At 74.2% G+C, this 15679-nt stretch carries 9 protein-coding genes; 6 read left to right on the top strand and 3 right to left on the bottom strand.

Annotated features, from left to right (window positions below):
- Positions 1-17: 17 nt before the first annotated feature.
- A complete protein-coding gene (locus AC3WXD_RS00710) occupies positions 18-479 on the bottom strand; it encodes a CopD family protein (protein ID WP_020201561.1) in 462 nt (153 codons plus the stop codon).
- Positions 480-778: 299 nt separating this feature from the next.
- On the opposite strand from AC3WXD_RS00710, the gene AC3WXD_RS00705 reads away from it, so the two are divergent.
- Positions 779-2752: a sensor domain-containing diguanylate cyclase gene (locus AC3WXD_RS00705; RefSeq protein WP_454733002.1), complete on the top strand. Its 1974-nt coding sequence runs from the start codon at positions 779-781 to the stop codon at positions 2750-2752.
- A 73-nt stretch (positions 2753-2825) separates the two neighbouring features.
- Positions 2826-3287 (top strand): GNAT family N-acetyltransferase, encoded by a 462-nt coding sequence (locus AC3WXD_RS00700; RefSeq protein WP_492322797.1) that lies wholly within the window; start codon positions 2826-2828, stop codon positions 3285-3287.
- A gap of 9 nt (positions 3288-3296) precedes the next feature.
- On the opposite strand, the gene AC3WXD_RS00695 is transcribed toward AC3WXD_RS00700, so the two are convergent.
- Together AC3WXD_RS00695 and AC3WXD_RS00690 are read right to left on the bottom strand one after the other, a co-directional pair.
- On the bottom strand, positions 3297-4718 hold the full coding sequence (locus AC3WXD_RS00695; RefSeq protein WP_020206416.1) for an MFS transporter: 1422 nt from the start codon (positions 4716-4718) through the stop codon (positions 3297-3299).
- A 157-nt stretch (positions 4719-4875) separates the two neighbouring features.
- The gene (locus AC3WXD_RS00690; RefSeq protein ID WP_059413925.1) at positions 4876-6351 is read right to left on the bottom strand and encodes an MDR family MFS transporter; all 1476 of its coding nucleotides are present in this window, start codon (positions 6349-6351) and stop codon (positions 4876-4878) included.
- A gap of 282 nt (positions 6352-6633) precedes the next feature.
- Between AC3WXD_RS00690 and AC3WXD_RS00685 the strand changes: the two genes are divergently transcribed.
- The 4 genes from AC3WXD_RS00685 to AC3WXD_RS00670 are packed head-to-tail and all read left to right on the top strand — an operon-like array spanning position 6634 to position 15653.
- Entirely contained in the window at positions 6634-6867 is a 234-nt protein-coding gene (locus AC3WXD_RS00685; RefSeq protein WP_020206418.1) for an MbtH family protein, read from the top strand.
- Between the two features lie 2 nt (positions 6868-6869).
- A complete protein-coding gene (locus tag AC3WXD_RS00680; protein ID WP_492322796.1) occupies positions 6870-7655 on the top strand; it encodes a thioesterase II family protein in 786 nt (261 codons plus the stop codon).
- 59 nt (positions 7656-7714) lie between these two features.
- Complete coding sequence (locus AC3WXD_RS00675) at positions 7715-12352, top strand: condensation domain-containing protein (protein WP_492322795.1); 4638 nt, start codon at positions 7715-7717, stop codon at positions 12350-12352.
- Positions 12353-12356: 4 nt separating this feature from the next.
- Positions 12357-15653 (top strand): amino acid adenylation domain-containing protein, encoded by a 3297-nt coding sequence (locus AC3WXD_RS00670; RefSeq protein ID WP_492322794.1) that lies wholly within the window; start codon positions 12357-12359, stop codon positions 15651-15653.
- Positions 15654-15679: the final 26 nt, after the last annotated feature.

Raw genomic sequence — 15679 nt, 5'->3', positions numbered from 1 at the left:
GCGCGAAAGGCCGCCCGTCAGCGCAGCCACTGCCCCAGCGTCGCCACCGCGATGGTGAGCCCGCCCAGCAGCAGGTTCACCCCCACCGCCCGGCGGATGCGGCCCAGCGCGGCGCCGGCGGCCGGCCAGTCCTGCGCGTCCACGGCGCGGCGCAGCGCGCCGTAGGGGCCGGCGAACACGTAGACGAAGATCGCGATCATGAGCAGGCCGGTGCCGAGCATCAGGTGCCAGTGCGGCGGCGCGGCGGCCATGCCCGCCCGGGCGATCATGATGGCGCCGCTGCCGGCGATGACGGCCACCGCCACCCACACCCAGCCGAGGAAGGTGGCGAACACGGCGCGCCACAGGCGCAGCCGCTGGGGCGGCTCCAGCAGCGCGCCGGCGGCCGGGCGCAGGCAGACGTAGGCGAAGAACATGCCGCCCACCCACAGGGTGACGCCGGCAATGTGGAGGAAGCGCAGGACGGGTTCGAGGCTCATGGGCGGCGGCTTGGTGGGGTGGACGGGACGGCCCGGCAAGACGCGCCGGGCGGCACGGTCGGGGCACTGTTGGAAGAATGCCGCATTCTAGCCCCGCGCGTGGCCCGGGTGGGCAGGTTGCATCACCGGGAACCGGCCTCGCGCGGCCTTATCGCAACGCGCCGCTGCGGCATGCCCGGGCCGGTGCACCGCTTCTGCTAACCTGTGAACCGGGTCAGTCGCTCGCGGCGGAGGACGGGCAGCCCGGCGGAGTCGCGCCGGGCAGCATGGCTGGTCCGCACACCAATAACAAGATAATCATGCGGCACTCCTTAAAGTATCGGGTAGCCATTGCGACGGCTGTCGTGGTGACGCTCATTGTCCTGGCGCGCGCGCTCTTCGCGCAGTACTACGCCTTCCAGGGCCTCACGGAACTGCGCCAGAGCCAGCAGGACACCCTGGTCAGGATGGTCGCCGGACAGCTCGACGAGAAATTCGAGGCGCGCGCCACCGACCTGCGCCGCCTGGCGAGCCAGCTCCAGCCCATGCTCGGCCAGCCGCCCGCCGTCATGAAGCGCTTTGCCGCGCAGGCGGTGTCCATGCCGCAGAACTTCAACGCGGTGTTCCTGGTCTGGCCCGACGGCGAGATGGCCTTCAGCACCGCCGTGCCCGACGGGCAGCGCATCCACCTGGGCGACCGCGACTACTTCCGCGAGGTCCTGGACGGCTCGGCGTTTGCCGTGTCGGACCTGCTGCGCGGCAGGCTGAGCGCCGCGCCCGGCGTGGTGATGGCGGTGCCGCTGCGCGCGCCCGACGGCAGGCTGCTGGCGGTGGTGGGCGGCGCGCTGAACCTCTCGGAGAACAACTTCCTCGGCCAGATCGCGCGCAGCCGGATCGGGCTGACCGGCAGCTATTGCCTGGTGTCTTCCGGCGAGAACCCGCGCTATGCCATGCATGCCGACGCCGGCAAGGTGATGGCCCCGGCCAGGGCGATCGGCGACAACTGCGGGCTGGAGACGCCGCGCGCCGCGTGGGAGGTCGTGAGCCCCAGCCAGCCCATCGTGGCGCGCCACCTGCTGGAGACCAACGGCTGGGAGGTGGTGTCCGTGCTGCCCGCCAGGGAAGCCTATGCGCCGCTGCTGGAGGTGCGCAGCAAGACCATCCTGACCGCCGGCTTCTCGCTGGTGGTGGCGGCGCTGCTGATGTGGCTGGTGATCCGCCGCATGCTGGCGCCGCTGGAGCTGCTGCACCGCGTGGTGGGCGAGGCGCCCGGCAACCCGGCCGCGCTGGCCGCCCTGCCCACCGGGCGCAACGACGAGATCGGCGAGCTGGCGACCACCTTCGGCACGGTGATGCGGCAGCTTGCCGAGCGCGAGGCCGCGCTCTACGCCGCCCGCGACCAGGCCGCCGAGAGCGAGAAGCGCATCGAGGCCATCGCCAACCACGTGCCGGACTTCGTCTCGTTCATCGACGTGAACGAGCGCTATGTCTTCGTCAACGAAGCCTATGCGCGGCGCTTCGGCCTGCCAGCGCGGCAGATCGTGGGGCTCACGCTGCGCGAGCTGTGGGGCACGCCGACCTACGTGGCGTCGCAGCCGTACCTGGCGCAGGCCTACCTGGGCGCCTCGGCCACGTTCAGCCTCGAAGGCCAGGACGGCGGCGAGTGCATGGAAGTCACCTACCAGCCGGCCTGGAACGATGCCGGCGACACGGTGCAGGGCCTGTACATGTTCGCCCGCAACGTGACCACCGAACGCCAGCGCATCCGCAGCCTGGAGGCGCAGACGCTGACCGACCACCTGACCCGCCTGCTCAACCGCAAGGGTTTCGACCGGTGCCTGGCCGAGACCATGACGCGCGCCGGCGCCACCGGCCGCGACGCCGCGCTGATGCTGGTGGACGTGGACGACTTCAAGACCATCAACGACAGCTACGGCCACGCCGTGGGCGACCAGCTGCTGGCGGCCTTCGGCGAGCGCCTGTCGGCCTGCGTGCGCGCCGGCGACGGCGTGGCGCGCATCGGCGGCGACGAGTTCGGCATCGTGCTCGACGACGCCACCGGCACGGCAAGCCTGGAGCGCATCGCGCAGGCCATCGTGCACGCGGCGCGGCGCCCGCATTTCATCGAGGGCCATACCATCGTGGCGACCGCCAGCGTCGGCTTCGCCGTGCACGACCCCCGGGACGGCCAGACCGCCAACGAACTGTTCATGCGCGCCGACATGGCACTGTACGAGGCCAAGCGCGGCGGCAAGGCCCGCTACACGCCGGCCCCTTCGCCGACCGAGGCGTGAGCGCGAGAACGCGGCGGGCCGCGCGCGCATCGGTGCCATACTGCGGACTTTGCCCCGCCGCGAGGATGACGCCGTGACCGACCCGCTCCTGATCCGCCCCGCCAGCCAGGCCGACTACCCGGCCTGGAAAGCGCTATGGGATGGCTACAACGCCTTCTATGGCCGCCACGGGCCGACCGCGCTGCCGGAGGACATCACGCGCATGACGTGGTCGCGCTTCTTCGATGCCTACGAGCCCGTGCACGCGCTGGTGGCCGAGCGCGGCGGCCGGCTGCTGGGCCTGGTGCATTTCCTCTACCACCGCAGCACCATCCAGATCGGCCCGAGCTGCTACCTGCAGGACCTGTTCACCGCCGAGGCCGCGCGCGGCGCCGGCGTGGGCCGCGCGCTGATCGGGGCGGTCTACCGGCGCGCGCAAGAGGACGGCGCGAAGCGGGTCTACTGGCAGACCCACGAAACCAACCAGACCGCCATGCGCCTGTACGACGCGGTGGCCGAGAAATCGGGCTTCGTGGTGTACCGCCGGCAGTTCTGAGGCGCGCCGCTACGCCTTTCCCGCCGCCCGCGCATTGACGCGCGCGCGGCCGGAAATGTCGGCGCCGGCGTCATGGGCAAGCCGCCGCGTGACGGGAATCGACGCGAACGAGCACAGCCCCACCACGATGAAGGCCGGCCAGAAATCCGACCACTGCAGCGCCGCATGGCCGTTCACCGTGCGCGTGATCTCCAGCACGATGCCGCTGATCGTCACGCCCAGGCCGAGCGAGATCTGCTGCACCACGCTGCCCAGGCTGGTGGCGCGGCCCACGTCGGCGCTCTTGATCTCGGCATAGGTCATCGAATTGAGGCTGGTGAACTGCAGCGCGGGGAAGAAGCCGCCCAGCAGCACCACCAGCCAGATCGCCCACGTCGGCGTGCCCGGAAAGAACGCGCCGCACGCCGCGATGGCGAGGCCCGAAAGCGCCGCGTTGTACATCAGCGTGTTGCGGAAACCGAAGCGCCCCAGCACCTTGGACGCGAGCGTGCGCATGAACATGCCGCCGAACGCCGAGGCGCAGGTGATCAGCCCCGAGCGGAACGCGCTCATGCCCAGCCCTTCCTGCAGCACCAGCGGCAGCAGGAACGGCACCGCGCCCAGCCCGATGCGGAACAGCGAGCCGCCCAGCACGCTGGCCTGGAAGGTCGGCACGCGGAAGAAGCGCAGGTCCAGCAGCGGCCGCGGCACGCGGTATGCGTACCAGGCGTAGACCGCCAGCATCGCCACGCCGGCCAGCGCCATCGCCAGCGCCACCCGGGCCGAGGCCAGGCCGCCGTCGACCAGCGACAGGCCGAGCAGGAACAGCGACGCGCCGCCCGCCGAGAGCACGAAGCCGGTCCAGTCCAGCGGGCCGGGATGCGGCTCGTGCGTGTTCTTGATGTAGCGGTTGGCCAGATAGATGCCGAGGATGCCGACCGGGATGTTGATGAGGAAAATCAGGCGCCAGTGGAGATAGGTGGTGATGAAGCCGCCAAGCAGCGGCCCCGCCGCCGGCCCGAGCATGGCGGGCACGCTCAGGTAGTTCATGGCGCGGATGTATTCCGAGCGCTCCACCACGCGGAAAATGATGATGCGGCCCACCGGCACCATCATCGCCCCGCCCACGCCCTGGATGAAGCGCGCCACCGTGAACGCGAGCAGCGACGTGGACACCGCGCACAGGATCGAGCCGGCGACGAAGATGCCGATCGCCGCGCGGAACACCGAACGCGCGCCGTAGCGGTCGGCCAGCCAGCCGCACACCGGAATGAACACCCCGAGCCCGAGCACATAGCTGGTGACGGCGATCTTGAGCGTGACCGGATCGTGGCCGAAGGCGCGCGCCATCTCGGGCAGCGCGGTCACGATCACGTTGGCGTCCAGGCTTTCCATGAACATCGCGCACGCGACGATCACGGGCACGATGAAAGCCTTCAGGGCAGGTAGCATGAGTGGCGCACGGGCAGGCGGAGGGCGAAACGAACGGCTGCCGCCCGGGAGAATCGCGGAAAAGACCGCGATTATCGCACCGATGCCCGATGCTTGCACGGTGCGCCGGCGCCCGGGTGCCGCCCGCCCCCGGGGCAGGTCCCGCCCGCCCCGCGCGCTATTCCGCCGGCACTTCCTGCCGGCGCGCGATCTCGATGCCCGGCAGCAGCAGCATCGCCGCGATGGCGCCGAGCGCGATCACCAGCATCGCCAGGAAGGTGACGTGCAGCGAATGATGCAGCGCCTCGCGCACCGGCGCGCTGCCGGCCAGGTGCCGCCCGGCGCCGTCGAGCACCTGGCGCAGCTGCTCGGTGCTGACCACGCCCAGGCCCGCGGCATGGTGCATGCCGAAGTTCTGCACCGCGCCCAGCAGCGCCGCGCCCAGCGTGTTGCCCAGGTTGCGCGCGAACAGGTTGGAGGCGGTGGCGCTGCCACGGTCGGCCAGCGGCACGATCTCCTGGATCAGCACCAGCGAGCACACGCTCTGGATGCCCATGCCGAAGCCCATCACCAGCGAGCCCAGGCCCGCCAGCGCCGGACTGCTCCCGGGCGTGAGCAGCGCGAAGACCAGCGCGCCGGCCGGCAGGAACAGGCTGCCGCCGATCAGCAGGCGGCGCAGGCCGATGCGGTGGAAGGTGCGCGACGAAATGGTGGCGCCGGCGGGCCAGCCCACCATCATCATGGTCAGCGCGAAGCCGGCCACCACCGGCGTGCGGTCCATCGCCACCTGCACGTACATCGGCAGGAAGGTGGTCAGCCCCATCAGCGCCATGCCGGAGAACAGCGTGGCGCCGTTGCAGGCCAGCACCGGGCGGTGGCCCCACAGGCGGAACGAGATCATCGGATCGGCCGCGCGGCGCTCCTGCCGCACGAACAGCAGCAGGCTCGCGCCCAGCACGGCGATCTCCACGGCCAGCCGGCCCGCGCCCGCCGCGCCGGCATCGGTCAGCACCATCATCAGCGCCGCCACCGCCACGGTGAAATACGCGGCGCCGGCGGCGTCGATGGCCGGGCGCTTGCGCAACGGCTGCTCGTGCAGGAAAGCGACGAAGCCCAGCGCGGCCAGCACGCCGATCGGCAGGTTGATCCAGAAGATCCACGCCCACGACAGCTTGCCGATGATGAGGCTGCCCGCCATCGGCCCGAGCACCGCCGAGACCGCCCACACACTGGCCAGGTAGCCCTGCACCTTGCCGCGCTCGTGCGCGGGATAGAGGTCGCCGACGATGGTCAGCGTGACCGGCAGGATGGCGCCGGCGCCGGCGCCCTGCAGCAGCCGGAACACGATCATCGCCGGCATCGACCAGGCGAAGCCCGCCAGCACCGAGCCCAGCAGGAACACCGCGATGCCGGCCAGGATGACCGGCTTGCGCCCGTAGAGATCGGCCAGCTTGCCGAACACCACGGTCATGGCGGTCTGGGTCAGCAGGAACGACGAGAACACCCAGCTATACAGGCGCAGCCCGCCGAGCTGCGTGACGATCTGCGGCATGGCCGTGGAGACGATGGTCGCTTCGAGCGCGACCATCGCCATCGACGCCATCACGGCCGCGATGACCAGGGGGCGGTTGGTAACTGGAGCTTGGGAGGACATGGATAGGGGGAAAAGGAAGCCGGTACGACGCGGCGGCGCCGCGTGCCGGCACGGGACAGGGCCGGCCGGGGGGCGCGCAGGGCTACATGCTAGCGGCAAACCGGCAAACGTGCTGGGCGCCGCTTCGCTCTCCGGCGGCTCTCTCTGCCCATCGCGGCGTCCCCGTCTAAATTTCCGCTCCCCTGCTTCGTCCAACTCAGTGATGCGCGCCATGCCGCCCGAAACGCCGGCGTGGCCGCGATAGCGCATTGCATGACCGCCACGACAGATACGGGAGCCACCATGAGTTTCGACCGCGACGACGCCACCTTCCTGGTCCTCGTCAACCACGAAGAGCAGTACTCCATCTGGCCCGACTACAAGCCCGTGCCGGGCGGCTGGCGCGCCGCCGGCTTCAGCGGCAACCGCCAGGCGTGCCTCGACCATATCGAGCGCACCTGGACCGACATGCGGCCGCTGAGCCTGCGCCGCCATATGGAGGAACAAGCGAAGGAACAAGCCGCGGCAGACGCCTGAGCATGGCCGGCCTGCTGCTATTCTGCCTGCCCTACGCCGGCGCCAGCGCCACCGCCTACCTGCGCTGGCGCCGGCTGCTGCCGGCCCGCGTGGAACTGGTGCCGCTCGAGCCGCCCGGGCGCGGCGCGCGCCTGGCCGAGCCGCTGCTGCGCGATTTCGAAGCGCTGGCGGCCGACCTCGCCGGCGCCGCCGGCGCGCGGCTCGGACGTGGCGCAAGTAGCGACAGAAGCGGGGGCACAACGCCCGATTACGCCCTGTTCGGCCACAGCATGGGCGGCCTGCTGGCCTACCGCGTCTGCCAGTTGCTGCGCGAGCGCGGCCACGCGCTGCCGCGGCGCCTGCTGGTGTCCGGCTGCGCCGCGCCCAGCCGGCGCGATCCGCGGCGCCTGGCCGCGCTGCGCGGCGACGCCGCGCTGACGGCCGAGCTGCGCAAGCACGGCGGCACGCCCGAGGCGGTGTTCGCCGACGCCGAGCTGCTGCGCCTCACGCTCGACGTGCTCGACGCCGACTACCGCGTCTGCGAAAGCTTCCGCCACACCGACACGGCGCCGCTGCCGGTGCCGCTGCACGTGCTGGCCGGGCGCGACGACGCCATCGGCGCCGCCGAGCTGCAGGCCTGGGCGCCGGAGACCAGCGCCGGCCACACGCTGGACTGGTTTGCCGGCGGCCATTTCTTCCTCCACCAGCATCAGGGCGCCGTGCTGACCCGTGTGACCGAACTGCTGGCCGAACCGCTGGCCGAACTGCCGGCCGTGCCCGCCGCCGCGGCCCGCCCCGTGCCCGCCTGAACGCCGCGCGCGGCGCCACCCTCCCACGCCAACCGTTTTCCTGGAAAGCCGATCCAAGCATGCAGCCCGATCCGAACGTCCCGGCCACGCTGGTGGCCCACCTCGGCCGCCTGGCCGCGCAGCGCGCCGGCGACACGGCGCTGATCACCCTCGACGACGCCGGCGAGCAGCGCCACGGCTACGCCGCGCTCGACGCCCGCGCGCGCGCGCTGGCCGCCGGCCTGGGCGGGCACGCCGCGCCCGGCGAGCGCGTGCTGCTGCTGATGGACAGCGGCATCGACTACGTGGCCGGTTTCTTCGCCTGCCTCTACGCCGGCCTCGTGGCCGTGCCCGCGTTCGAGCCCGGCGCCATGCGCGCGGCCCAGGTCAGCCGCCTGCGCGCCATCGCCGCCGACGCCGCCGCCGGCGTGCTGCTGACCACCACCGCGCAGGCCGAAGCCCACGGCGACACGCTGGCCGCCATCGCCCCGCGCGCGCGCGTGGTGCTGGCCGACGCGCCGCTGGCGCCGCCGCCGGCCGGCTGGCAACCGTTCGCGGCCACGCCCGACACGCTCGCCTTCCTGCAATACACGTCCGGCTCCACCGCCTCGCCCAAGGGCGTGATGGTCAGCCACGGCAACGTCATGGCCAACGAGGCCGCGATCCAGGCCGGCATGGCCGTGGCGCCCGGCGACGTGATGGTGAGCTGGCTGCCGCTGTACCACGACATGGGGCTGATCGGCGGCCTGCTGCAGCCGATCCACACCGGCACGCCGGTGGTGCTGATGCCGCCGCGGCTGTTCCTGGAGCGCCCGGCACGCTGGCTGCAGGCCATCTCGCGCCATCGCGGCACGGTGTCCGGCGGGCCCGACTTCGCCTACCGCCTGTGCGTGGAGCGCGTGCGCGACGCCCAGCTCGAAGGGCTGGACCTGTCGAGCTGGGCGCTGGCCTTCTCCGGCGCCGAGCCGGTGCGCGCCGACACCCTGCGCGCGTTCGCGCAGCGCTTCGCCGGGGCGGGCTTCCGCGCCGGCGCGCTCTACCCCTGCTACGGCCTGGCCGAGGCCACGCTGTTCGTCACCGGCGGCGAGCGCGGCAAGGGCATGGCCAGCACGCGCTTCGACACCGCGGCGCTGGCGCGCGGGCAAGGCATGCCGGCCGGCGACGACGTGCCCGGCGGCCAGGACGCCGCGCCGGCCGCCACCGAACTGGTGGCCTGCGGCTTCGCGCGCGCCGGCCACGCGGTGCGCATCGCCGATGCCGGCGGCCGCGCCCTGCCCGACGGCGCCGTGGGCGAGATCCAGGTGCGCGGCGCCAGCGTGACGCGCGGCTACTGGCGCAACCCGCGGGCCACGGCGGAAAGCTTCGCCGGCACCGATGACGGTGCGGCCTGGCTGCGCACCGGCGACCTCGGCCTGCGCCGCGACGGCCAGCTTTATATCGCCGGCCGCCGCAAAGACCTCATCATCGTGCGCGGCCAGAACCTCTACCCGCAGGACATCGAGCGCGCCGTGGAGACCCGCGTGGCCAGCGCCCGGCCGGGCCGCGTGGCGGCCTTCGCGGTGGCGGCGGGCCACGGCGAGGGCATCGGCCTCGCCGTGGAAATCTCGCGCCCCGAGCAGCGCCGCGTCGGCCACGGCGCGCTGGTGCAGGCGCTGGCCGAAGCCGTGGGCGATGCCTGCGGCGAGCCGCTGGCGGTGGCGCTGCTGCTCAATCCCGGCGCCCTGCCCAAGACCTCCAGCGGCAAGCTGCAGCGCGCCGCCTGCCGCCAGGGCTGGCTCGACGACAGCCTCGATGCCTGCGCGGTGTGGGCGCACGGCGCGTTCACGCGCGGCGGCGCGCCGGCCGATGCGGGCGACCAAGCCCGGGCCGAGCCCCCGCGCGGCACCACCGAGCTGGCGCTGGCCGCGCTGTGGCAGGAACTGCTCGGCCACGCCCCCGCCGGCCGCCACGCGCATTTCTTCGCCAGCGGCGGCAACTCGCTGGCCGCCGCCCGGCTGGTGGCGCGGCTGCGCGAGCGGCATGGCGCGGCGGTGCCGCTGCGCCTGCTGTTCGACCATCCCACGCTGGCCGCCTGCGCCGAGGCGCTCGACAGCATGGACCGCATCGACCGCAGCGCGGACAACAAGGCCGGCGGCAACGCGGCCGACCTCCACGACGCCATCGCCCCCGCCCCGCGCCACCCCGACATGCCGCTGGCGCCAGCCCAGCACCGCCTGTGGCTGGTCGACCGCATCGGCGGCGCCGCGGCGCGCTGGACCTACAACATGGCCGGCGGCCTGCGCCTGACGGGCGCGCTCGACGCCGACGCGGTGCGCGCCAGCCTGAACGCGCTGGTGGCGCGCCACGAGATCCTGCGCACCGCCTATCGCGCCGACGCCCACGGCGAGCCTTATGCGTGCATCGCCGCCACGCTGGCGCTCGAGGTGCCGCTCAGCGACCTCGCCACGCTCGGCCCGGCGCAGCGCGAACTTGCCCTGCGCGAGCTGGCCGAGGCGCAGGCGCGCGAGCCGTTCGACCTCGCTCACGCGCCGCCGCTGCGCGCGCGCCTCGCGCGCCTGGCCGCCGACGACCACGCGCTGCTGCTGACGCTGCACCATATCGCCGGCGACGGCTGGTCGGTCGGCGTGCTGCTCGACGAATTCGCCGCCGGCTACAACGCCGCGCGGGCCGGCGCCGCCGCCGCGCTGCCGCCGCTGCCGATCCAGTACGCCGACTACGCGGTCCACCAGCAGGCGCCCGCGCGGCAGGCGCAGCTGCGCGCCGACGCCGACTACTGGCGCGGCGCCCTGCAAGGCGCGCCGCAGGCGCCCACGCTGCCAACCACCTACCCGCGCCCGCCGGTGGCATCCACGGCCGGCGCCGCCTGCCACGCCACCCTGCCCGCCGCGCTGCTGGCGCAGGCCGACGCGCTCGCCCACGCCCACGGCGCCACCCGCTACATGGTGCTGCTAGCCGCCTTCCACCTGCTGCTGCACCGCGCGGGCGGCGCCGAGGAACAACTGGTCGGCATCGACGTGGCCGGCCGCCCGCGCCGCGAGCTCGAAGGCCTGATCGGCTTCTTCGTCAACGTGCTGCCGCTGCGCGCGCGCTGCGCCGCGGACCTGCGCTTCACCGACCTGCTGGCGCAGGTGCGCGCGCGCGCGCTGGCAGCGTTCGACCACCAGGCGCTGCCGTTCGAGCGCATCGTCGAGGCCGCCGGCCAGGGCGCGGCGCGGCGCGAGCGCGGCTGGCACCCGCTGGTGCAGGTGCTGTTCGTGCTGCACAACACGCCCGCCGGCACGCTGGCGATGGACGGCGTGAGCGCCAGCCGCCTGCCCGCGCCGGCGCACGCCGCCAAGTTCGACCTCGCGGTCTTTCTCGAGCCCCACGCCGGCGGCCTGCGCGCCGAATGGGTCTACGCCACCGCACTGTTCTCGCCCGCCGCCGCCGCGGCGCTGGCCGAAGCCTATGCCGCCGTGCTGGCGCAGGCCGTGGCCGATCCCGACCGGCCGCTGCCCGCCTTCGCCCTGCCCGGCGCGGCCGGCCACGCCACCCGCTCCATCGAAGCCAACGACATCATCCATACCGCCATGACGCCCAGCCCAAGTCCCAGCAGCAAGCTCGACAAGCTCAAGCAACTGACCCGCCGCGCGCCGGCGGCCCCGTCCGCCTCATCCGCCTCACCCGCGGTGGCCACCACCGCGCGCGCGCTGGTGGCGACCTCCTTCCTCGCCCCCGGCAAGACCTTCCCCATCGTGATCGAGCCCGGCACCAGCGACATCGACGCGGTGGGCTGGGCGCGCGCGCAGCGCGACTACATCGAGTCCACGCTGTGCCGCCACGGCGGCATCCTGCTGCGCGGTTTCGGCCTGCGCACGCCGCAGGAGTTCGAAGCCTTCGCCGAGGCCATCGAGCCCGGCCTGTACGGCGCCTACGGCGACCTGCCCAAGAAGGAAGGCGGACGCAACACCTACCGCTCCACGCCCTACCCCGAGCGCGAGATGATCCTCTACCACAACGAAAGCGCCCACCTGTCGCGCTGGCCGCGCAAGCAGTGGTTCTTCTGCGAGCTGCCGGCGCCGGTGGGCGGCGCCACGCCCATCGTCGACTGCCGCGAGATGTACCGCCGCCTGCCGCGCGCGCTGGCCGAGCAGTTCGAGCGCCGGCAGCTGCGCTACGTGCGCACCTTCAACGACAAGCTCGACGTGAGCTGGCGCGACTTCTTCAAGACCGCCGAGCGCGCCGAGGTCGAAGCGCGCCTGCGCGCCTCCGGCACCGACTTCCGCTGGCTCGACGCCGACACCCTGCAGACCCGCGAGCTGTGCCCGGCGGTGATCGCCCATCCCGTGACCGGCGAGCGCAGCTTCTTCAACCAGGTCCAGTTGCACCACACCGCCTGCCTGGACCCCGAGGTGCGGCGCGACCTGCTGGAGATCGTCGGCGCCGAGCGCATGCCGCGCCAGGTCACGTTCGGCGACGGCAGCCCCATCGGCGACGACGTGATGGCGCTGCTCGGCGAGCTCTACGAAGCCTGCGCGGTGCGCTTCGACTGGCGCCAGGGCGACGTGGTGATGCTCGACAACATGCTCGCCGCGCACGCCCGCGACCCCTTCCAGGGCCCGCGCAAGATCGTGGTGGCGATGGGCGAGATGTTCGAGCGCCACGCGCTGCGCCCGCTCGCCGGCAGCGCCGCCGCCGATGCGGCCGCTGCCGCCACCACCGCCGGCACGGAGGGCTGAAGCGATGAACGCCATCGTCCACGACTTCTCCGCCGCGGCCCAGCCGCTGGGCCGCGAACAGCGCGCGCGCGAAGCGCGCGCCACCGCGCCGGTCACGCTCGCCGCCACGCTGCGCGGCCCGCTGGACGTGCCGCGCCTGCGCGACGCGCTGCTGCGCGTGGCCGCGCGCCACCCCAGCCTGGGCCTCGCCTTCGGCCACGCCGAGGGGCTGCGCGGCCTGCGCCAGCGCTTCGAGGGCGTGCCGCCGCAATGGGCCGAGGCAGCCGAGGCGGCCGATGCCATCGCCGCTCCCGCCGCTCCCGCCAACCCCGCCGCTCCCCTGCCCGCGCTGCGCGCCACGCTGCTGCCGCTCGGCCCCGACCACCACCAGCTGCTGCTGGCCGCCAGCCCGCTCGCCGCCGACGGCGCCAGCCTCGTCACGCTGTACCGCGAACTGGCGCGGGCTTATGCCGGCGAAGACGCCAACGCCGCCGAGGACCCGCAGGAGGCCCCGCTCGCCTACGCCGACTACCTCGAATGGACCGCCGGCCTGGCCCAGGACAACGCGCAGGCCGGCCACGACTACTGGCACGGCATCGCCGGCGCGCTCGCCGCGCTGGACGCGCCGCGCCTGCCGTGGCAGCGCGCCGCGCCGCACGCGGCGCCGGCGCCGGCCGAGCTGAACGCGCGGATCGGCAGCGATGAGGCCGCCGCGCTGCAAGCCTGGGCGCAGGCGCTCGGCCAGCCGCTGCCGCTCGCGCTGCAAGCCGCCTGGTGGCTGCTGCTGTGGCGCCTGGACCCGGCCGATGCGTTCGCCGCCGGCTGGCTGCACGACTGCCGCCGCGACTTCGACGCGCTGGCCGGCGCGGTGGGCCGCTACGAAGCGGTGCTGCCGCTGGCGGTGCGCCCCGACCCGGACGCGCCGTTCGCGCACTGGCTCGCGCAGCTTGCCGCGCAGGCCGGCAGCCACCTGGACTGGCGCGAGCACTGCCCGGCCGACGCCGCCGCCGGCGCGCCCGGCCGCATCGGCTTCGCCCTCGCCACGCTGCCGCCGGCCATGCCGGCGCGCGGCGGCCCGCACTGGCAGGCGCAGCCGCCGCAAGCGCTGCCCGGCTTCGAGCTGGCGCTGGAAATCCGCGAGGACGAACATGGCGCGCCGCGCCAGTTCGCCCTCCACTACGACGGCGCGCGCTACCGCGCCGACGCCATGAGCTGCCTGCTGGACCAGTACCGCACGCTGCTGGACACGCTGCGCGCGCGGCCCGGCACCGCCATCGGCGCGCTGCCGCTGGCCACCGCCGCCGACGCCGCGCGCGCCGCCGCCATGCACGCCGCGCCGCTCGACGCGGGCACGCGGATGCTGCCGCAGCGGCTGGCGCAATGGGGACGCGAGCGTCCGCACCAGAACGCATTGAGCGCCGCCGGCCTGCAGCTGGACTACCGCGCGCTGAACCAGCGCGTGGACGCGCTGGCCGCGCGCCTGCCCGCCCTCGGCCTGCGCCGCGGCGCGCCGGTCGGCCTGCTGCTGCCGCGCGGCGGCGAACTGGTGCTGGCGCTGCTGGCCGTGCTGCGCGCGGGCGGCGCCTACCTGCCGCTGGACCCGTCGTGGCCGGCGCCGCGCCGCGCGCGGATCCTGGCCGATGCCGGCGCCACGCTGGTGCTGGCCGAGGCGAGCCACCTGCCCGGCGGCGCCGATGACACCGATGAGACCGCCGACCTGCCGCCGCACGTCGACGTGGCCGCGCTGCTGGCGGACAGCGCCACGGCGCCAGCCGATGCCGGCGAGCCGGACATCGCCGCCGGCCAGCCCGCCTACGTGCTCTACACCTCCGGCTCCACCGGCACGCCCAAGGGCGTGGTGATCGAGCACGGCCAGTTGCTCAACTACGCCGCCGCCGCCGGCCACGCGCTGGGCCTGGACCGCTGCGAGCGCTTCGCGCTGACCTCCACCGTGGCCGCCGACCTGGGCAACACCACGCTGTTCGGCGCGCTGTGGCACGGCGCCTGTCTGTGCGTGGCCGACGACGCCGACACGCAGGACGCCGCCGCCTTCGCCCGCTTCCTCGCGCGCGAGCGCCCGGACTGCCTGAAGATGGTGCCGTCGCACCTCGACGCGCTGCTCGGCGACAGCGAGCACGACAACGAAGACAACAGCGCCGGCGCGCCGCTGCCCGCCGGCGCCGCCATCGTGCTGGGCGGCGAAAGCGCGTCGCCCGCGCTGCTGGCCCGCCTGCGCCGCCGCGCGCCCGCCGCGCGCCTGTGCAACCACTACGGCCCGACCGAGACCACGGTCGGCATCCTCGTGCATGCCGACGATGCCGCCGATGCCGACGACGCCAGCGACGCCGCCAACGACCCCGGCGCCGGCCTGCCGCTCACCACCGTGCTGGCCAACTGCGAGGCGCACGTGCTCAACGCCGCCGGCGAACTGGCCGCGGCCGGCGAGACCGGCGAGCTCTACCTCGGCGGCGCCCAGCTTTGCCGCGGCTACCTGGGCCGCGACAGCGACGCCTTCGTGCCGCATCCGCGCCGCGCGGGCGAGCGCCTCTACCGCAGCGGCGACCTCGCGCGCTACCTGCCGCGCGGCGGCCTGGAACTGGCCGGCCGCGCCGACGGCCAGCTCAAGGTGCGGGGCTTCCGCATCGAGTGCGGCGAGATCGAGCACGCGCTGCTGGCGCTGCCCGGCGTGCGCCAGGCCGCGGTGGTGCCGATGGCCGGGCCGGACGGCGCCACCGGCGAAACGCGCCTGGCCGCCTGGCTGGTGCCCGACGACGACAGCGCCGTCCCGCTCGGCGGCGCCCGCCGCGCTGCCCTGCGCGCGGCGCTGGCCGCGCGCCTGCCCGAACCGATGGTGCCCGCGCACTGGATCGCGGTGGCCGAGCTGCCGCGCCTGCCCAACGGCAAGGTCGACCGGCGCGCGCTGGCCACGCGCGCGCTGCCCGGAGACGATGCGCCCGCCGGCGCCATCGCCCGCGAGCCGGCCGACGCGCTCGAAGCGCTGCTGCTCGAACAGATGCGCGAGCTGCTCGACGCCCCCGCGCTGCGCGTGACCGACGACCTGTTCGAGGCCGGCGGCCATTCGCTATTGGTCATCAAGCTGGTGGCGCGCATCCGCAAGCTGCTCAAGCAGGAGATCGCGCCCGGCGCGGTGTTCGACGCGCCCAGCGCCGCCGCGCTGGCCACCGCGCTGCGCGCCGCCAGCGCCGACCCCGCGCAGCTGGAAACGCTGGCCGGCCTGCAGCGCACGCTGGCCGCGATGTCGCCCGAGGCGCGCGCGGCCCTGCGCGCCTCGGCCGGCGCGCCCGCCGCCACCGCCGGCTGATCCCGCCCGGACCCCGCACCGCCCAA

The organism is Cupriavidus sp. FW216-B1, assembly GCF_058789195.1.
This window is presented reverse-complemented; position numbering and strand designations above follow the sequence as displayed.

Excerpts from the sequence above, each read along its gene's own strand:
- AC3WXD_RS00710 (WP_020201561.1), bottom strand. The coding sequence starts at position 479 with ATGAGCCTCGAACCCGTCCTGCGCTTCCTCCACATTGCCGGCGTCACC.
- AC3WXD_RS00705 (WP_454733002.1), top strand. The coding sequence starts at position 779 with ATGCGGCACTCCTTAAAGTATCGGGTAGCCATTGCGACGGCTGTCGTG.
- AC3WXD_RS00695 (WP_020206416.1), bottom strand. The coding sequence starts at position 4,718 with ATGCTACCTGCCCTGAAGGCTTTCATCGTGCCCGTGATCGTCGCGTGC.
- AC3WXD_RS00690 (WP_059413925.1), bottom strand. The coding sequence starts at position 6,351 with ATGTCCTCCCAAGCTCCAGTTACCAACCGCCCCCTGGTCATCGCGGCC.
- AC3WXD_RS00685 (WP_020206418.1), top strand. The coding sequence starts at position 6,634 with ATGAGTTTCGACCGCGACGACGCCACCTTCCTGGTCCTCGTCAACCAC.
- AC3WXD_RS00680 (WP_492322796.1), top strand. The coding sequence starts at position 6,870 with ATGGCCGGCCTGCTGCTATTCTGCCTGCCCTACGCCGGCGCCAGCGCC.
- AC3WXD_RS00675 (WP_492322795.1), top strand. The coding sequence starts at position 7,715 with ATGCAGCCCGATCCGAACGTCCCGGCCACGCTGGTGGCCCACCTCGGC.
- AC3WXD_RS00670 (WP_492322794.1), top strand. The coding sequence starts at position 12,357 with ATGAACGCCATCGTCCACGACTTCTCCGCCGCGGCCCAGCCGCTGGGC.